The following is a 17868-nucleotide window of genomic DNA, read 5'->3' on the forward strand; positions in this document are numbered from 1 at the left end:
GCTAATCCCGCTGCCGCTCCGACGCATACACCGCCGCCTGCACGCGCGAGCTCAGGCCGAGCTTGCGCAGGATGTGTTGCACATGGATCTTGACCGTGGTCTCGGCAATGTCCAGCGTGCGGGCGATTTCCTTGTTGCTGGCGCCTCGGGCGATCTGGACCAGCACCTCTTCCTCGCGCGGGGACAGCGGCGAGGCCGGGGCCTCGTCCGGCTCGGGCGCCTGGGGCTCGGGCGCGCCCTGGGACTGGAAGGCGGCCACCAGCTTGCCCATCATCTCGGGGCTGACCACAGGCTCGCCGCGCGCGGCGCGGCGCAGGGCCTCGGACAGCAGGTCGCCGTCGATGGTCTTGAGCAGATAGCCCTGGGCACCGTTGCGCAGCGCGGCCGCCAGGTCCTGGCCGTCCTCGCTCACGGTGAGCATGACGACGCGGCTGCCGGGCGATGCGGCCCGCAGGCCCGCGATGGCATCGACGCCCAGCACGCCGGGCAGATGGTTGTCCAGCAGGATGACCTGGGGCGCCAGCGTGGGTACCAGGCGCAGGGCCTCGCCCGCGTCGCCGGCCTCGCCGACCACGCGCAGGCCTGCGTCCTGGGCGATGAGGGCGATCAGGCCGCGGCGGAACAGCGTGTGGTCGTCGATGACGAAGACGGAGATGGGGCTGGAGAAGGACATGGGGCGGTCTTTTTCTGGCGGGAGCGTGTCACGCGTTCGAGGGGAGGGCCTGCGCTGGCGCGCCGGCCGAGGCCGACGGCGGCAGCTCGATCAGCACGCGCGTGCCCTCGCCGGGGCGGGAGTGGACATGGACCAGCGCCTGCGCCAGCAGGGCGCGCTCGCGCATGATGCCAAGGCCCACATGCAGCGAGTCCGGCGCAACGGCGGCGGGGACGAAGCCGCAGCCGTCGTCGCAGACTTCGAAGCGCCAGGGGTGGCGCCCCACGCGCAACTCCACATGCCTGGCACCCGCGTGCTTGCGCACGTTGGACAGCGCCTCCTGCACCATGTGCAGCACCTGGATCTGCACGTCGGGCGCCAGCGGCAGGCCCTGGCCCGACATGCTCAGCGAGGTGGCAATGCCCGTCTGGTGCTCGAACTTGGACAGCGTGGCGCGCAGCGCGGCCTCGATGTCCTCGGCGCTGGTGCGCGTGCGGAAATGCACCAGCAGCTCGCGCACGTCGGCATAGCATTCGCGCACGCCCACTTCCAGCTCGCCCAGGCTGCGGTCGCGCGCCTCGTCGCGGCCCTTGGCCACGGCGTCGCGCAGCAGCTGGGTCTGTATCTTGAGAAAGGCCAGAGACTGGGCAATGGAGTCATGCAGCTCGCGCGCGATCAGGCCGCGCTCCTCGGCCACGGCGGCCTCGCGCTCCAGCGCCGTGGCGCGCAGGCTTTCCATGGCGCTGGCCAGGTGGCGCGCCATGGCGGACAGCAGGTCGCGCATGTCGTCCGTGAGCACCACGGTGGAGCGAAAGAACAGGTTGACCTCGCCCAGCAGGCGCTGCTGCAGTTGCACGGGGATGCTGACCACGGTCTGGAAGCCGGCCTCGCGGCAGTGCGTCAGCTGCAGGTCGCTGGCCGGCGTGATGGGGATCACGCGCAGCCGAGCCTGCGCGCGCGGCTGGCCGCACAGGCAGGCGCCCGTGTGCAGGCAGTGCTCCTGCACCGACATGGACTGGGGCAGGCCGTCGCCGGCCAGCAGCACATAGCGCTCGTTGGCCTCGTCGGACCAGCGCACCGTGGCCGCATCGGCCTGGGCCGCCAGGCGGACCTGGCGCACAAAGCCTTCGGCCAGGGACTGCAGGCTGGCGGCCTCCGACGCCTGCACGCTGACCGCGTACAGCGCCTGCAGCTGCTGGTGCTGCACGTTGAGGCTGGCGGTCTTCTCGCGCACCTTGTCCTCCAGCTCGGCGTGAGAACTTTGCAGCGACTGGGCCATGAGGTTGAAGCCGGCCGCCAGCTGGCCGAACTCGTCATCCACCTCCACGCTCATGCGCGTGTCCAGGTGTCCGCGGCGCATGCGCTCCAGCGCCGAGCGCAGCTGGCCCACGGGATGCAGCACCAGCCAGTAGCTGGTGGCCATGAAACTCACGGCCGCGATGATGGCCAGCGCCATCAGACACATCTGAAACAGGTGCAGGATGGCCGTCCAGCGCGAGAGCCGGTCCTCGATGGCTTCGACGAATCCGTCCACCTCGCGCACGAAGGCGTCGGCGCTGCCCATGATGGCCTGCGCATCGACATGGTCCTCGGCCTGCCACTGCGTGCGCAGCGCACTCCAGTCGCCGCGTATGCGCTCGTAGCGCGCGCTGACCGCATCGCTCCAGGGCACGAACAGCGGCCGCGACATGTCGCCGCTACGCAGCAGGTCCAGGCTGGCGTCGAACTGCCGTGCGCGCTCCTGCCACTGCGCAGGCGCCTCGTTCTGGCGCGCCATGGCCATGCGCACCATGCTCATGCGCAGCCGCCCGGCCTCGTTCACCGCCGCCGCGCCGCCTTCCAGCTGCCAGGCCACCCACAGCGTGAAACCGATGGAGGCCACGGCCGCGAGCAGGCAGGCCGCGCCCATGAGCAGCAGCTTGGTCGAAAGCGAGGGCTTGCCATGCATGGCTGCACTGTAGCCACGGCACATTTGCGCGTCTTGACCTGAATCAAGCGCCGCCCGTTTGCGCCGTGCCCCCGCCCCGATTCCTAGGATCCTTTCAACTGCCCCCAACGCCCACAGGGCCTATGGCGTCCCCGGGCGAGGCCAGTGTTTAGCATGGGGCCATGCAAGTCCGCTCCATCCCCCGCCCCTTCATCCGCACCCCGCGCCTTGCCGGCCTGGCTGCGGCCGCATTGCTGGCGGCAGCCCTTGCCGGCTGCGCCAGCTCCTCCGCCCCGGCGCGGGACTGGACGCAGCAGTTGCAGCGCTGGTCAGACGCGCCCATCGTGCTGCTGGGCGAGCAGCACGATGCGGTCGCCCACCAGGCCTGGCAGCAGGCCACGGTGGAGCAGTTGGCAAAACAGGAGCGCCTGGCCGCGCTGGTGATCGAGATGGCGCCGCGCACGGGCTCCACGGCCAGCCTGGCACGCGATGCCTCCGAGGACGCGGTGCAGCAGGCCCTGCAATGGCAGGACGCGGCCTGGCCCTGGCCGCGCTACCGCGGCGTGGTCATAGCCGCCGTGCGCGCGGGCGTGCCCGTGCTGGGCGGCAACCTGCCGCGCGCCGACATGAAGCAGGCCATGCGCAACGAGAACCTGGACACCCACCTGCCGCCCGAGGGCTGGCAGCGCCAGCTCGACGCCATCCGCGAAGGCCACTGCGGCCTGCTGCCCGACACCCAGCTGGCGCCCATGGCCCGCATCCAGCTGGCCCGCGATGCCAGCATGGCCGAGGTGGCCAGGGCCGCAGTCAAGCCCGGCAAGACCGTGCTGCTGGTGGCAGGACGCGGCCACGTGCTGCGCGGCGTGGGCATTCCCACCTGGCTGCCCGAGGCCGCAGGCGCCAAGGTGGCCGTGGCGCAGGCGGGGGAGACATCGGTGGCGCAGGCCTCGGATGTGGATTGGCTGCAGAAGACGGATGCCCTGCCGGCCAAGGACCACTGCGCCGAGCTGCGGGAGAAGTTCAGGAATCCGCCGGCGCCGCGGGCCGATGCGGGCTGAAGCCCGCTGATTCCTGAAGAGGTTGCGGCCGGCCTTGCGACCGGCCGGAAATCAGCGGTAGAAAGCTTCCACGGCGCCCTTGAGCTTGATCAGCAGGGGCTTTCCCTTGCGGTCCACCGTCTTGCCGGCCGGCACCTTGATCCATCCCTCGCTCACGCAGTACTCCTCCACATCGAAGCGCTCGTTGCCGTTGAAGCGGATGCCGATGTCGTGCTCGAACACGGCGGCCACATGGTGCGGGCTGCGCGGGTCGATGGACAGGTGGTCGGGCAGTGCGGGGCGATCGGCGGGTGCGTTGGCGTCGGTCATGGTCTTGTTCTCGCAAGAGGGTTCTGAAGAAAGCCGGTATTGTCCGCGCAATTCGCAGGCAGGCGCTGGCTGACAGGCTTTGGCGGCAGGCATCGTCATGCGGATGGCGGACGGGCGTCGTATGCTGCGCTCCATGCTGTCGCCAGAGCAACGTCAAACACTGAAGTCGGCCAAGCGCCTGCCGCTGGCGCTGCTGCTGTTCGTGGCACTGGGCTTCGTGGCCTCGTCCGTGGCGGCCGGGCACTGGCAGCAGGTGCCGCTGTGGCTGGCCTGCATCAAGGCCGTGACCGAGGCCTCGCTGGTCGGCGCGCTGGCCGACTGGTTTGCGGTGTCGGCGCTGTTCCGGCGCATTCCGCTGCCCCTGGTCGGGCGCCATACGGCCATCATCCCGCGCAACAAGGACCGCATCGGCGAGAACCTGGCGAATTTCGTGCGCGACAAGTTCCTGGACGGCCCTTCGCTGGTGGCGCTGATCGAGCGCCATGATCCCGCGCGCGTGCTGGCCAGCTGGCTGACCACGCCGGCCAACAGCACCCTGCTGGGGCGGCAGGTGGCGCGGCTGGCGCTGGCGGCGCTGGAGATGGTGCAGGACCGGCAGGTGGAGCGCTTTCTGACACAGGCATTCAAGGCCTTGCTGGCCCAGGTGGATCTGCCCCGCGCGGCGGCGGATCTGTTGTCGGGGCTGACCAAGGACGGCCGCCACCAGGCCGTGCTGGACGACGTGCTGGCCCGCGTCAGCGGCGTGCTGCGCGAGGCCGAGACCCATGTGCTGATCGCCCAGACCATCGTGCTGTGGCTCAAGCGCGAGCATCCGCTCAAGGAAAAGATGCTGCCCACGGACTGGCTCAGCGACAAGGGCGCCAGCGCCATTGCGGGCGCGCTCGACAGCCTGCTGCAGGACATCGCCAGCAATCCCGAGCACCACATGCGCAAGGCCTTCGACGCCTCCGTGGACCGGCTGGTCACGCGGCTGCAGTCCGACCCCGCCATGTCCGAGCGCGCCGAGCGGCTGCGCCACTACCTGCTGCACGACGAAAAGCTGGCCGGCTACCTGCGGGCGCTGTGGCTGGGCCTGCGCGCCAAGCTGCAGGCGGACCTGGCCAACGAGCATTCGCAGGTGGCGCGCAAGACCGCCGCCATGGGCCGCTGGCTGGGCCAGTCGCTGGCGCACGACGAGGCGCTGCGCAACTCCATGAACGAGCGCCTCAAGCGCTGGGCCCAGGCGCTGGCGCCCGATGTCTCGCAGTTCCTGGCCCAGCACATCGCCGATACCGTGCGGCGCTGGGATGCGCGCGAGCTGTCCGAGCTGATCGAGCTGCACATCGGCAAGGACCTGCAGTACATCCGCATCAACGGCACCGTGGTCGGCGGTGCCGTGGGGCTGGTGCTGTTCCTGGTCTCCAATGCGGGGCGGCTGTGGTCCTGATCTTCGTATCAGGATGTTGCCTGCGGGCGACATCGGGCCAACTTTACAAAGCCGCCGTGCTCGCCGGAACGCCGTGAATCGTGCCGGGCGCTGCACGCGCCCGGGCACTGGCGGCCCTGCATGTCATTGATGAACAAGGCAACATTCAGCATCCTGAATGAATTGCTCACAGATCGGCCCGCTTGTAAAGAAAAACAGCAGCTGCGCTGCCGTCGGCCAGGCCGTTGTCGGCGGGAAAATAAAATAAGAACGATTCGCACTCATCAAAAACAACAGAGCGGATGCGCACCCCGGTCGTTCGACCGTCCGTGATTCTTCTTGCGAGCTTTCCCATGCACAACTGCACAGCCCCCGCGGCGGGCCGTGGCTTTGCCCTGTCCGCCCTTTGCACCTCCCTGCGTGCTTCGTTTCCCTCCACCGCCGTTCCCCTGCGCCGCACCGCGCTGGGCGCCTGCCTGGGCCTGCTGGCCTCGGGCAGCGCGCTGGCCCAGGCAGCAGGCGGGGCGACGCTGGAAACCCTGGTCGTGACGGCCAGCGGCTTCGAGCAGGAGATCAGCCAGGCGCCGGCCTCTATCTCGGTGATCACGCGCCAGGAACTGGAGCAGGGCGCCTACCGCAACCTGCACGATGCCCTGCGCGATGTGCCCGGCGTGATCCTCACGCCCTCGGACAACAACTCCAACGACATCTCGTTGCGCGGCATGGGCGCCAACTACACCCTGATCCTGGTGGACGGCAAGCGCATGAGCACGCGCGAGACCCAGACCAACGGCAGCACCGGCACGGACCAGAGCTGGATTCCGCCGCTGGAGGCCATCGAGCGCATCGAGGTGGTGCGCGGCCCCATGTCCTCGCTGTACGGCTCGGACGCCATGGGCGGCGTGATCAACATCATCACGCGCAAGGTGGCGAAGAACTGGCATGGCTCGGTGCGTGCCGACGCCACGCTGCAGGAGCGCTCCACCTCGGGCGATGCCTACCAGACCAACTTCTACCTGTCAGGCCCGATCAAGACCGACCTGCTGGGCCTGAGCCTGTACGGCAACTACGGCAAGCGCGACCAGGACCGCATCTACCAGGGCTACAACAAGAGCGACAACCGTTCGCTGAACCTGCGCCTGGCGCTGACCCCCAGCAAGGACCACGACCTGATCGCCGAGATCGGCACTTCGCGCCAGCACTTCGTTTCGTCGCCTGGCATGACCCTGCTGCCCAACGATGCGCCCAGCGACCGCAAGTTCGAGCGCGAGAACTACTCGCTACAGCACAAGGGCCGCTGGGGCTGGGCTTCCTCCGACACCTATCTGCAGCGCGAGGAAACGCGCAACCTGTCGCGCGACATGACCATCAGGAACACGGTGTTCAACAGCAGCTGGGTGGCGCCGCTGGGCCGCCAGCACCTGCTGACCACGGGCGTGTACTACAACCAGCAGGACCTGCGCGACACGACGACCAATACGCTGCCGGGCTCGGCGCGCACCACGGCCGACCGCACGCAGTACGCCTGGTTCGCCGAGGACGAGTGGCGCCTGCGCGAGAACTTCGCCCTGACCGGCGGCCTGCGCTACGACCACGACAGCAAGGGCGGGTCGCAATGGAGCCCGCGCCTGTATGGCGTGTGGAACCTCGACGCGCAATGGACCGTCAAGGGCGGCGTGTCCACCGGCTTTCGCGCGCCCTCGTTGCGCCAGACCCTGGGCGACTGGGGCCAGTCCAGCCGCGGCGGCAACATCTACGGCAACCCCGACCTGAAGCCCGAAACCTCGCTGAGCAAGGAACTGGGCGTGCTCTACAACAACGGCGCCGGCCTGTCGGCAGGCCTGACGGTGTTCGACAACGAGTTCAACGACAAGATCACGCGCATCGCCTGTCCCGAGTGCGGGCCGGCCAATTCCTCGGGCAACACGCCCACCACCAACGTCAATATCGACAAGGCCATTACGCGCGGCATCGAAGCCACGTTCAAGGCCCCGCTGGCGCGCACGCTGGACCTGAGCAGCAGCTACACCTTCACCAAGTCCGAGCAAAAGAGCGGCGAGTTCGCGGGGCAGCCGCTCAGCCAGCTGCCGCGCCACATGCTCAACCTGGCGCTGAACTGGAAGCCTTCGCAGCAATGGGCGGGCTGGGCCAAGCTGTCCTACCGGGGCAAGGAAAGCCAGCCCACGGGCGGCCGTTCGGCGCGCACCTGGGTGGCTGGCAGCTATGCCATGTTCGACATGGGCGGCTCCTACAACTACAGCAAGGACGTGACCTTCTACGCAGGCATCTACAACCTGTTCGACAAGGACGTGTACTACGAGGACTACGCCACGGTGCAGGACGGCCGACGCTACTGGATCGGCATGAACGTGAAGTTCTAGGCATCCCGGCCGCAAGGGCGGCCGCTGCCCGTGGCCTGCGGATCAGGCCGCGCCGCTTCCCGGCGCGGCACCCGCCTCCGGAGGCCGGAACTCCATTCATTTTTTCTGGGATTCTTTGCCATGACCTTCGATATCACGCGCCGCGCGGCGGCGCTGGCCTTGCCGGCCTTGTTCCTGGGGACTGCGGTGGCGGCCCCGCTGTCCGTGCGGCATTCCGGGGGAATGACCAGCCTGCCCGGCGCACCCCGGCGCGCGGTGGTTTATGACCTGGGGGCGCTGGATGCACTGCATGCGCTGGGCGTGCCCGCGTCGGCGGTCGCAGGCGTGCCCCGGGCGCAGCTGCCCCGGTATCTGGACAGCTTCGCGCAGCGGCCTGCGGCGGGCGGGCTGTTCGAGCCCGACTACGAGGCGCTGAGCCGCCTGGCGCCCGACCTGATCGTCGTGGGCGGGCGCTCGGCCGGCAAGGCCGAGGTGCTGGGACGCATCGCGCCCACGCTGGACCTGAGCGTCAGCGGCAAGCACATGCTGGCCGATATCGAACGCAACATCGCCACGCTGGCGCTGCTGTTCGGCCGCCAGGCGCAGGGCCGTGCGCTGGTGCAGCGCATCCAGGCCGAGCTGCAGGGCCTGCGTGTCCAGGCCTCGCAGGCGGCGCCGGGCCTGCTGCTGATGGCCGTGAACGACAAGCTCCTGCCGCAGGCACCGGGATCGCGCTTCGGCTTTCTGTTCGATGTGTTCGGCGCGCGCTCGGCGCTATCGGCTGCGCAACTGCCAGCCCGCGGCACCGCCTACGGCTTCGATGATGTGGCGCGGCTGGACCCCGAGTGGATCTACGTCATCGACCGCAACACGGCCACGGGCCAGGCGGCAGGCGGCGGCGAGATCATGGCTTCGCGCAAGGTGTTCGACAACGCGCAGATCCACGCCACGGCGGCCGGCCGCAAGGGGCAGGTCGTCTTCCTCGATCCCAAGGGCTGGTACCTGATGGGCAGCGCCGGACCGACAGCGCTGCTGGACAACATGGCGCAGCTGCGCCAGGCCTATGGCGCGGCGTCATCGCGTTGACCGCGGGCCAGGGCCGGCGCCCGGTCCCGGCCCCACAGCGCAATCACGCGCACATAGGCCAGCTCGGCCAGCAGCTCCACCAGCGTCTGCGTGACGATGACGGCCGGCAGCACGGGAATGGCGCCAGGCACGGCCAGGGCCAGCGGCAGCACGACCAGCGAATTGCGCGTGCCCGCGCTGAACGCGACGGCGCGGCCTGCGGGCGCTGGAAGCCGGAAGGCGCGCGCCACCAGCCAGCCCAGCGCGGGCGCTGCCACCGCGAAGGCCGCATAGACGGGCACCACGCTCCAGGCCGCGTGCGTGGCCGGGCCCAGCTGGGGCAGCACGGAGGCGATCACCACGAACAGCACCAGCGCAGTGGCCGGCACGGGCAGCAGGCCCAGCCATGCCGAGACGCTGGCGCAGCGCCGGCTGCGGGCCGCCCACAGCTGCGTGGCAGCGGCCAGGGCCAGCGGCACGGCGATCAGCCACACGAACGCATGCAGGAAAGGCCCCGCCTGCACCAGCCGCGCCGCATCGTCTCCCAGGAACAGGCCCAGGTAGCCGGGCAGGGCCAGCATCTGCGCGATCAGCAGGGCCGGCGTGGCCGCCAGCAGCAGGCGCGCATCGGCGCGTCCCAGGTGGGAGAAGGTGACCACGTAGTCGATGCAGGGCGCCAGCAGCACCAGCAGCGCGCCCAGGCGCAGCAGGGGGTCGGCGGGCAGGAACTGCAGCAGGGCCCAGACCAGCAGCGGCACCACAATGAAGTTGGCCGTCATCAGCGCGGCCAGGAAGCGCACCTGGCCAAAGGCGCGCCGCAGCTCGGCCACGGGCACCTGCAAGAAGGTCACATAGAGCATCAGCGCCAGCGCGGGGTTGATGGCGCGCTCCAGCACGCCCGTGCCGGGCAGCGCCCAGGCGGCGGCCGCGGCCAGGGCCACGGCGGCGAAGTAGATGGGGATCTGGCGCTGTTCGAGCGCGTCTCGGGTGTCTTGCATTCGGGGCGCCGGGTGCGGCAGGGGCGGCAGGGACGGCAGGGGGTACGGGGTGCCTAGTATGGCAACGGTGCGGCCAGCCGCTGTCTCGAATTCCCTGCCTTCGGCACGACAGGCTCAGCCGGGCGATGCCGCGCCCAGCACCTTGTAGAGGTAGGAGCGCGAGATGCCCAGCTCCTGCGCGGCCAGCTTCTTGTTGCCGCCGCAGCGTGCGATGGCGTCGAGGATGGCGTTGCGCTCCTGGTCCTTGAGCGGGGCCACGGCGCCAGTGGAGGGCATGTCGGCCTCGGCAACGGGTGAAGGTCGTGCGCCGGCCAGCGGGTCCTCGTGGCGCGCGAAGTTGTCCACGCCCAGCAGGTGGCCGTCGCAGAACACCAGGGCCTCTTCCACGCGCTGGCGCAGCTGGCGCACATTGCCGGGCCAGGCCTGGCGGGCCAGGTAGGGCATGACACCGGGCGCGATGCGGGGCAGCGCAATGCCGTTGCGCTCGCAGAACGACTGGGCAAAGCGCTGCACCAGGGCCGGGATGTCCTCCAGGCGCTGGCGCAGGGCCGGCACATGCAGCACCACGCCGCTGAGGCGGTAGAACAGGTCCAGCCGGAAGCGCCCGCTGTCGATGAGGCCGCGCAGGTCGCGGTGCGTGGCGGCCACGATGCGGAAGTTCACCTGCCGGCCGCTGTGCGCGCCCAGGCGCTGCACCTGGCGGTCCTCCAGCACGCGCAGCAGCTTGACCTGGATCTCCATGGGAATGTCGGCCACCTCGTCGAGGAAGAGCGTGCCGCCCTCGGCCTGCTCCAGCTTGCCTGGCTGGCCCTGCCGGCGCCCGCCCGTGAAGGCGCCGGCCTCGTAGCCGAACAGCTCGGACTCGATCAGCGTGGCCGGCAGCGCCGCGAGGTTGAGGCTGACCAGGGGCGCGTCGGCATCGCGCCCGCGCGCATGCAGGGCCTGGGCCACCAGCTCCTTGCCGCTGCCGCTCTCGCCCAGGATGAGCACGGGCACGTCCAGCCGCGCCACGGCGTCGATCTCGCGGGCCAGCCTTTGCATGGGGGCGCTGGCGCCCACCATCTGCGCCGTGGGCGTGCCGCCGCGCAACTGGCTCAGTTCGCGCTTGTAGTGCTGCACCTCGTCATGCAGCTGGTTCAGGCGCTGCTGCATGCGGTTGAGCGCCTCCACGCCGCTGAAGCTGACCTGGCCCACGGCGCCCACCACGGCGCCCCCCTCGTAGACCGGCATGCGGTTGACGATGCGGCTCACGCCAGGCCCCAGTTGCTGCAGGTCGCCGATCTCGGCCCGGCCGCTGCGCACCACGTGGGGCAGGCGCGAGTTGGGGATCACGTCCTCGGCGCGCCGGCCTGTGGCCGTGCCGGGCGCCAGGCCGAAGAACTTCTCGTGCACGGGGCTGATGTAGCGCATCAGCCCTTCATGGTCGGCCACCGTGATCGCCTGGTACGGGTTGGTCAGGAACATGTTGAGGATGGCGAAGGCGAAGGGCACGCTGGCCACCATGTCGAACAGCGCCGCCGCCTCGTCGGCCGGGCGCAGCAGGGCGACCTCGCCCTCGGCATCGGCCAGCACCACGGCCACATGGCGGGCCACCGTGCCGCGCGGGCCCGGTGTTTCCACGTGCAGCAACTGGCCATGGCCGATGGGGTTGTGCCCGTCGCCGTGCGCGCGGGCCAGGGCCTCGGTGACGGCTGCATGCAGCAGCGGCTCCTGCGCCAGGCCCAGCCGCGCCACGGGCTCGGGCGAGTCGCGTCGCCAGACGAGAACGCCGAATCGGTGGTCGGGGGAGCTGGGCATGGGCATGGCGGGCAGTGGCTGGGGTGAACGCACTCTAGCGGCGCGCAGGCTACGGGTCTGTCCCCGTGGTGTCTCCATTGAAGACAGTGCTCAACCCGTGTATTCGAGGTTGTCCTTGATGTGGACACGTGAAGGTCAGCCGTGGAAAAAATCCTTTGAATTCAACGCACTGCGTTCTGGCACGCCTTGTGCATCTTCACAGGCACAAGGAGACACGACGACATGAGCTGGCAACCCGAAGTGGACGAGATCGCATACCGCCGCGCACTGGCGGCCAAACTGGGCGGAGAGGACAAGGTGGCGCGGCACAAGGCCGCGGGCAAGCTCACGGTGCGCGAGCGCATCGATGCCTGCACGGACGCGCAGTCCTTCGTGGAGGTGGGCTCGCTCACCGGCTCGGGCCAGTACGACGGCCTGGGCAGGCTGACGGACTTCACGCCCTCCAACCTCATCATGGGCCGGGCGCGCGTGGGCGGGCGGCCCGTGGTCGTGGTGGGCGACGATTTCACGGTGCGCGGCGGAGCCAACGACGGCGCCGTGGGCGACAAGCTGATCTTTGCCGAGAAGATGGCGCACGACCTGCGCCTGCCCATGGTGCGCCTGGTGGATGGCACGGGCGGCGGCGGCTCGGTGCGCAACATCGAGACCAAGGGCTACACCAGCGTGCCCACCATGAAGGTCTGGAGCCAGGTGGTGCAGAACCTGTCCACCGTGCCCGTGGTCTCGCTGGCCCTGGGCTCGGTGGCCGGCATGGGCGCGGCGCGCGTGGCCTCCAGCCATTACTCGGTGATGGTCAAGGAGACCGCCCAGCTGTTCAATGCCGGCCCGCCCGTGGTGGCGCGCATCGGCCAGAACGTGACCAAGAACGAGCTGGGCGGCAGCCAGGTGCACACGCGCAACGGCGTGGTCGATGACGAGGTGGCCACCGAGCAGGAGGCCTTCGAGCGCGTGCGCCGCTTCCTGTCCTACCTGCCATCGTCGGTGTACGAGCTGCCTGCGCGCACCGCGCCGCAGGACGATCCGCGGCGGCGCGACGAATGGCTGCTGTCGGCCATTCCGCGCGATGGCCGCAAGGTCTACAAGATCCGGCCCATCGTCGAATGCCTGGTCGATGAGGGCTCCTTCCTGGAGACGGGCCGCCACTGGGGCCGGGCCATCGTCACCGGGCTGGCGCGCATCGACGGCTGGCCCGTGGCCGTGGTGGCCAGCGACCCGTACTTCTACGGCGGCGGCTGGGACGGCCCCTCGGCCGAGAAGTTCACGCGCTTCGTGGACATGGCCCAGACCTTCCACCTGCCCGTGGTCAACCTGGTGGACATCGCGGGCTTCCAGATCGGCGTGGAGGCCGAGAAGGCCGGCGTCATGCGCTACGGCGTGCGCGCCCTGGCCGCCGTCTACCAGGCCACCGTTCCCTGGTGCAGCATCCTCATCCGCCGCGCCTACGGCGTGGCGGCGGCCGGCCACCAGCACATGGGCCGCTTCAACTTCCGCTATGCCTGGCCCTCGGCCAACTGGGGCTCGCTGCCCATCGAGGGCGGGCTGGAGGTGGCCTACAAGGCCGAGATCGAAGGCGCCGACGACCCCGTGCAAAAGCGCGCCGAGATCGAGCAGCGCGTGCGCAGCCTGACCTCGCCCTTCCGCACGGCCGAGGCCTTCGGCATCGACGAGGTGATCGATCCGCGCGACACGCGCGCCCTGCTCAGCGAATTCGTGGAACTGGCCGCGCCGCTGCGCGAGGCCGGAGCGCCGCAGTTCGGCCTGCGGCCCTGAACGCATAAAAAACCCAAGGAGACAAAGCAATGGCAACCAGACAACCGCGCGCGCCCTCGCGCCGCACCGCCCTGGCCCTGTGCCTGGCGCCATGCCTGACCCTGTGCGCCGCGACGGCGGCCCAGGCCCAGGCCCCCCAGGAGGACAAATGGCCCACGCGCCCCGTGCGCATCGTGGTCGGCTTCCCTGCAGGCTCGTTCACCGACACCATTGCACGTGCGCTGTCCGAGCCGCTGAGCAAGTCGCTGGGCCAGCCCGTGGTGGTGGAGAACAAGCCCGGCGCCAACGGCGCCATCGGCGTGGGCGAGGTGGCGCGCGCCGCGCCCGACGGCTACACCCTGCTGGTCACCAACTCCAGCAGCATCACCATCAACCCCCAGATCTACAAGAAGATCACCTACCGCGCCAAGGACTTCGCGCCCATCACCATGGTGCTGGATGCGCCCTTCATCCTCACCGTCAACCCCGAGTGGGCGCAGAAGCACCAGATCCGCTCGGCCAAGGATGTGATCGCCTTCGCCAAGGGCCATCCCGACAAGCTCAGCTACGGCTCGGCCGGCCCCGGCAACATCGCCCACCTGGCCTATGCGGCCTGGAGCAACCGCACGGGCGTGAAGACCACGCATGTGCCCTACAAGAGCGCATCGCAGGCGCAGATGGCCGTGCTCAGCGGCGAGCTGGACACGCAGTTCGACACCTGGAGCGCGCTGCCCCACATCGCCAGCGGCAAGCTCGTGGCGCTGGCCGTCACCGCGCCCCGGCGCATGCAGCAACTGCCCGAGGTGCCCACCATGGCCGAGGCCGGCTATGCCGATTTCGACGTCACCTTCTGGGCCGGCCTGCTGGCGCCCGCGGGCACGCCGCCGGCCATCGTCAACCGGCTCTACGAGGCCTCCAGGGGCGTGCTGCAGGACGCACGCATCCGCGCCGTGCTCAGCAGCCAGGGCGAGCCCGTGATGATGCCGCCCGCGCCGTTCGGCCAGCGCATCGCCAAGGAAGTGGCCGACTGGGGCCAAGTCATCCAGCGCGAAGCCTTGTCTTTGGATTGATGAGGTACGCATGTCACTGTTGCAAGCACTGAACCCCCGCTCCGTCGCCATCCTTGGCGCCTCCGACAACCCCATCAAGGCCGGTGGCCGGCCCATCGACTACCTGCGGCGCCATGGTTTCGCAGGCCGCATCCTGCCCGTCAATCCCAAGCGCGCCGAGGTCCAGGGCCTGGCCGCCTACCCCTCGCTGCGCGCGCTGCCCGAGGCGCCCGATGCCGTGGTCATCAGCCTGCCCGGCGAGGACGTGGCCGCCGCCATCGACGACTGCGTGGCCGTGGGCGCGCGCCTGGCCGTGATCTATTCCTCGGGCTTTGCGGAGCTGGGCGAGGAGGGTCGCCGGCAGCAGGCCGACCTGGTGGCGCGGGCGCGCCGGGCGCCAGGCGGCGGGCTGCGCCTGTTCGGCCCCAACTGCCAGGGTGTGGCCAACTTCGCCACGGGCGCCATCCTCAACTTCTCGACCATGATCAACGAGAACGCGCCGGCCGACGGCCCCGTGGCCATCGTCAGCCAGAGCGGTGCGGGCGCGGCCATTCTCTACGGCGGCCTGCGCCGCGCGGGCATCGGCGTGCGCTACATGCTGTCCACGGGCAACGAGGCCGATGTCTGCGCAGCCGAAGCCGTGCGCGCCGTGGTCGAGGACGAAGGCATCCGCCTGGTCGTGCTCTACATCGAGACGCTGCGGCAAAGCGCCTGGCTGGCCGAGGCCGCGCGGCTTGCCCATGCGCGCGGCGTCACCATCCTGGCCGTGAAGGCCGGCCGCACGCGCGCAGGCCAGGCCACGGCCAGCTCGCACACGGGCGCGCTGGCGGCCGAGGACGCGCTGGCCGATGCCTTCCTGCGCCAGCACGGCATACCGCGCCTGGCCGACTTCCGCGAGCTGATCGACTACGCGCCGCTGTTCCTGTCCCAGCCCGCGCCGCGCGGTCGCCGCGTGGTCAGCATCAGCAATTCGGGCGCCACCTGCGTGCTGTCGGCCGACGCGGCCGAGGAATACGGACTGGCTCTGGAGCCGTTCGATGCCGCCACGCTGGACGGCCTGTCCCAGGCCCTGCCGTCCTATGTCACGGCGCGCAATCCCATCGACATGACCACGGCCCTGCTGGGCAGGCCGCAGACCTTTGGCGACACGCTGCGGGCCTTGTCGGGCAGCGGTGCCGCCGATCTGGTGCACGTGGGCTTCCCGATCGGCGGCGAGGGCTATGACTTTGCCGACTTCGCGGGCCAGGCCAGCCGCTTTGCGCGCGACACCGGCGTGCCCATTGCGGTCAGCGTCAACCAGGACTGGGTGGCCCAGGCCTTCCAAGACCAGGGCGTGCCCACCTTCTGGAGCGAACGCGCCGCCATGCGCGGCCTGGCGCTGCTGGCCGAGCAGGCCGGTGGCAGGCAGGCACAGGCGCCGTCTGCCGAGGCATCGGTGCCGGTGGCGGCCTCCCGCTCCCTCACGCTTGACGAGCCCTCCAGCCTGTCCGAGCTGGCCCGCGCCGGCCTGCCGGTGATGCGCCATCTGGTCTGCAGGAACGAGGACGAGGTGCGCGCCGCCATCGAGTCCCTGCCACGGCCCCTGGTGGCCAAGGGCGTGTCCGCCGATCTCTCGCACAAGTCCGAGCATGGCCTGGTGCGGCTGAACATCCGCGAGGCGGAGCAGGCGCTGCAGGCCTTTGGCGACTTCGCCGCCACGCTGGCCCGCCTGGGCGCGGCCGATGGCGGCCTGCTGCTGGGCGCCCAGCACAGGGCCGACTTCGAGCTGGCGCTGGGTGCCCATGTGGATGCCGAATTCGGCGTGGTGGTCATGGTCGGCCAGGGCGGCGTGCTGGTGGAGGCGCTCAGGGACGTGCAATTCCTCGTGGCTCCCTTCAGTGCGCGGCAGGCGCAGGATGCCCTTGCGCGCCTGTCCATCGCCCCGGCCTTTGCGGCCGTGCGCGGCATGCCGGCCGTGGAGCTGGACGCCATGGCCGCCATGATGGTGAGGCTGGGCGACTGGATGCTGGCCCAGGGCGGGCGCGTGCAGTCGGTCGATGCCAATCCCGTGCTCGTGGCGCGCGGCGCGCAGGCGCCGGTCATCGTCGATGCGGTGGTGGCCGTGGCCGCCGCGCCAGCTTTGTCCTCGGAGGCGGCATGAGCGGCGCCCCGCACCCCATCCGCCGCGTGCTGGTCGCCAACCGGGGCGCCGTGGCCGCGCGCGTGATCCGCACGCTGCGGCGCATGGGCCTTGAATCCGTGGCCGTGTACTCCGAGGCCGATGCCGGCCTGCCCTATGTGCGCGCGGCCGACCAGGCCGTGTGCATAGGCCCTGCGCCCGCCGCGCAAAGCTATCTGGACCGGGCGCGGCTGCTGCAGGTGGCGCGCGAGACGGGGGCCGATGCCGTGCACCCGGGCTACGGCTTTCTCTCCGAGAACGCGGAGTTTGCCGAGGCCGTGCAGCGCCAGGGCCTGTGCTTCATCGGCCCCTCGCCGCACTGGATACGCACGCTGGGCCACAAGACCCAGGCGCGGGCCTTCATGGCCGCCCAGGGCATGCCGCAGGCGGCCAGCTCGGCCGTGCTGCACAGCCTGCAGGAGGCGCAGGAGGAGGCGGCGCGCATCGGCTTTCCCGTGCTGGTCAAGCCCGCAGGCGGGGGCGGCGGCATCGGCATGCTGCCCGCGCACGATGCACCGCAGCTGGAGGCCGCCTGGTCCAAGGCCAGCGGCATTGCCGCCAAGTACTTCGGCACGGCCGAGCTGTACCTGGAAAAGCTGATCGAGGCGCCGCGGCACATCGAGTTCCAGGTGCTGGCCGACCGCCATGGCGAGGTGCGCGTGCTGTTCGAGCGCGACTGCTCGGTGCAGCGCCGCCACCAGAAGGTGGTGGAAGAGGCCCGCCCCGCAGGCATTCCCGCGCAGGCCCTGGCCGACATGCGGCAACTGCTGGCCGGCCTGCTGGCGCGCACGGGCTATGACGTGATCGGCACCGTGGAGATGCTCTACACGCCGCAGCACGGCTTTGTCTTCCTGGAGATGAACACGCGGCTGCAGGTCGAGCATGCGGTGACCGAGGAGATCACGGGCATCGACATCGTCGAGGCCCAGATCCGCCTGGCCGCCGGCGAGCGCATGCGGGATGTGCTGCCCGCCGAACCCGTGGCCCGCGGCCATGCCATCGAGGCGCGCATCTATGCCGAAGACCCCGTGCGCTTCCTGCCCTCGCCGGGGCGCCTGGACCGCTTCGAGATGCCCCAGGGCGAAGGCCTGCGCGTGGAGACCGGCTATGCCCAGGGCTGCAGCGTCACGCCCTTCTACGACCCCATGGTCGCCAAGCTCGTGGCCCATGGCAGCGACCGCGCCCAGGCCATCGCACGGCTGCGCCAGGCACTGGCGCAGACCCGCATCGAGGGCGTGAAGACCAACATCCCCTTCATCGAACGCATCCTGGGCCACGCCGATTTCCTGGACCTGCGCATCGACACCGGCATCGCCCAGCGCGTGCTGGCCCACCTTTGAA

At 70.2% G+C, this 17868-nt stretch carries 14 protein-coding genes; 8 read left to right on the top strand and 6 right to left on the bottom strand.

The genetic code is table 11. The features are described from left to right. Position 1: 1 nt before the first annotated feature. Positions 2 to 673, bottom strand: a complete 672-nt coding sequence (locus tag AC57B5_RS16435) for a response regulator (RefSeq protein ID WP_198820065.1) — start codon at positions 671 to 673, stop codon at positions 2 to 4. A 28-nt stretch (positions 674 to 701) separates the two neighbouring features. Continuing rightward, a complete protein-coding gene (locus AC57B5_RS16440; RefSeq protein ID WP_496399936.1) occupies positions 702 to 2600 on the bottom strand; it encodes a type IV pili methyl-accepting chemotaxis transducer N-terminal domain-containing protein in 1899 nt (632 codons plus the stop codon). 161 nt (positions 2601 to 2761) lie between these two features. Between AC57B5_RS16440 and AC57B5_RS16445 the strand changes: the two genes are divergently transcribed. Beyond that, positions 2762 to 3637, top strand: coding sequence for a ChaN family lipoprotein (locus AC57B5_RS16445; protein ID WP_496399937.1), 876 nt, complete (start codon positions 2762 to 2764; stop codon positions 3635 to 3637). A 51-nt stretch (positions 3638 to 3688) separates the two neighbouring features. On the opposite strand, the gene AC57B5_RS16450 is transcribed toward AC57B5_RS16445, so the two are convergent. Beyond that, complete coding sequence (locus tag AC57B5_RS16450; protein ID WP_013804396.1) at positions 3689 to 3946, bottom strand: DUF3297 family protein; 258 nt, start codon at positions 3944 to 3946, stop codon at positions 3689 to 3691. A gap of 121 nt (positions 3947 to 4067) precedes the next feature. Between AC57B5_RS16450 and AC57B5_RS16455 the strand changes: the two genes are divergently transcribed. Next, on the top strand, positions 4068 to 5372 hold the full coding sequence (locus AC57B5_RS16455; RefSeq protein ID WP_496399938.1) for a DUF445 domain-containing protein: 1305 nt from the start codon (positions 4068 to 4070) through the stop codon (positions 5370 to 5372). Between the two features lie 166 nt (positions 5373 to 5538). On the opposite strand, the gene AC57B5_RS16460 is transcribed toward AC57B5_RS16455, so the two are convergent. After that, complete coding sequence (locus tag AC57B5_RS16460) at positions 5539 to 5706, bottom strand: hypothetical protein (protein ID WP_156815065.1); 168 nt, start codon at positions 5704 to 5706, stop codon at positions 5539 to 5541. On the opposite strand from AC57B5_RS16460, the gene AC57B5_RS16465 reads away from it, so the two are divergent. Then, positions 5705 to 7732 carry a ligand-gated channel protein gene (locus tag AC57B5_RS16465; RefSeq protein ID WP_496399939.1) on the top strand — a complete coding sequence of 676 codons (2028 nt, stop codon included), beginning with the start codon at positions 5705 to 5707 and terminating at the stop codon, positions 7730 to 7732. The two genes, AC57B5_RS16460 and AC57B5_RS16465, sit on opposite strands and share 2 nt — an antisense overlap. A gap of 120 nt (positions 7733 to 7852) precedes the next feature. Then, a complete protein-coding gene (locus AC57B5_RS16470; RefSeq protein WP_202758011.1) occupies positions 7853 to 8797 on the top strand; it encodes a siderophore ABC transporter substrate-binding protein in 945 nt (314 codons plus the stop codon). Here AC57B5_RS16470 and AC57B5_RS16475 read toward each other — a convergent pair. Further along, on the bottom strand, positions 8773 to 9774 hold the full coding sequence (locus AC57B5_RS16475) for an arsenic resistance protein (RefSeq protein WP_496399940.1): 1002 nt from the start codon (positions 9772 to 9774) through the stop codon (positions 8773 to 8775). The genes AC57B5_RS16470 and AC57B5_RS16475 overlap by 25 nt on opposite strands. Before the next feature lie 114 nt (positions 9775 to 9888). Next, positions 9889 to 11571: a sigma-54 interaction domain-containing protein gene (locus AC57B5_RS16480; RefSeq protein WP_496399941.1), complete on the bottom strand. Its 1683-nt coding sequence runs from the start codon at positions 11569 to 11571 to the stop codon at positions 9889 to 9891. Between the two features lie 222 nt (positions 11572 to 11793). Between AC57B5_RS16480 and AC57B5_RS16485 the strand changes: the two genes are divergently transcribed. From AC57B5_RS16485 to AC57B5_RS16500, 4 genes are read left to right on the top strand one after another with little or no spacing between them, the layout of a single operon-like run. Beyond that, positions 11794 to 13341: an acyl-CoA carboxylase subunit beta gene (locus tag AC57B5_RS16485; protein ID WP_012203030.1), complete on the top strand. Its 1548-nt coding sequence runs from the start codon at positions 11794 to 11796 to the stop codon at positions 13339 to 13341. Between the two features lie 29 nt (positions 13342 to 13370). After that, positions 13371 to 14390, top strand: coding sequence for a tripartite tricarboxylate transporter substrate binding protein (locus AC57B5_RS16490; protein ID WP_063327405.1), 1020 nt, complete (start codon positions 13371 to 13373; stop codon positions 14388 to 14390). Positions 14391 to 14400: 10 nt separating this feature from the next. After that, positions 14401 to 16509 carry an acetate--CoA ligase family protein gene (locus tag AC57B5_RS16495; RefSeq protein WP_496399942.1) on the top strand — a complete coding sequence of 703 codons (2109 nt, stop codon included), beginning with the start codon at positions 14401 to 14403 and terminating at the stop codon, positions 16507 to 16509. Beyond that, positions 16506 to 17867, top strand: coding sequence for an acetyl-CoA carboxylase biotin carboxylase subunit (locus AC57B5_RS16500; RefSeq protein WP_496399943.1), 1362 nt, complete (start codon positions 16506 to 16508; stop codon positions 17865 to 17867). Before AC57B5_RS16495 ends, AC57B5_RS16500 begins: the two co-directional genes overlap by 4 nt. Position 17868 lies beyond the last annotated feature (1 nt).

It is taken from the genome of Delftia sp. BGA-UO-ETr-SB1 (assembly GCF_059567865.1).

Bases quoted from the DNA above. Each gene is read 5' to 3' on its own strand.
- AC57B5_RS16435 (WP_198820065.1), bottom strand. From the start codon at position 673: ATGTCCTTCTCCAGCCCCATCTCCGTCTTCGTCATCGACGACCACACG.
- AC57B5_RS16440 (WP_496399936.1), bottom strand. From the start codon at position 2,600: ATGCATGGCAAGCCCTCGCTTTCGACCAAGCTGCTGCTCATGGGCGCG.
- AC57B5_RS16445 (WP_496399937.1), top strand. From the start codon at position 2,762: ATGCAAGTCCGCTCCATCCCCCGCCCCTTCATCCGCACCCCGCGCCTT.
- AC57B5_RS16450 (WP_013804396.1), bottom strand. From the start codon at position 3,946: ATGACCGACGCCAACGCACCCGCCGATCGCCCCGCACTGCCCGACCAC.
- AC57B5_RS16455 (WP_496399938.1), top strand. From the start codon at position 4,068: ATGCTGCGCTCCATGCTGTCGCCAGAGCAACGTCAAACACTGAAGTCG.
- AC57B5_RS16465 (WP_496399939.1), top strand. From the start codon at position 5,705: ATGCACAACTGCACAGCCCCCGCGGCGGGCCGTGGCTTTGCCCTGTCC.
- AC57B5_RS16460 (WP_156815065.1), bottom strand. From the start codon at position 5,706: ATGGGAAAGCTCGCAAGAAGAATCACGGACGGTCGAACGACCGGGGTG.
- AC57B5_RS16470 (WP_202758011.1), top strand. From the start codon at position 7,853: ATGACCTTCGATATCACGCGCCGCGCGGCGGCGCTGGCCTTGCCGGCC.
- AC57B5_RS16475 (WP_496399940.1), bottom strand. From the start codon at position 9,774: ATGCAAGACACCCGAGACGCGCTCGAACAGCGCCAGATCCCCATCTAC.
- AC57B5_RS16480 (WP_496399941.1), bottom strand. From the start codon at position 11,571: ATGCCCAGCTCCCCCGACCACCGATTCGGCGTTCTCGTCTGGCGACGC.
- AC57B5_RS16485 (WP_012203030.1), top strand. From the start codon at position 11,794: ATGAGCTGGCAACCCGAAGTGGACGAGATCGCATACCGCCGCGCACTG.
- AC57B5_RS16490 (WP_063327405.1), top strand. From the start codon at position 13,371: ATGGCAACCAGACAACCGCGCGCGCCCTCGCGCCGCACCGCCCTGGCC.
- AC57B5_RS16495 (WP_496399942.1), top strand. From the start codon at position 14,401: ATGTCACTGTTGCAAGCACTGAACCCCCGCTCCGTCGCCATCCTTGGC.
- AC57B5_RS16500 (WP_496399943.1), top strand. From the start codon at position 16,506: ATGAGCGGCGCCCCGCACCCCATCCGCCGCGTGCTGGTCGCCAACCGG.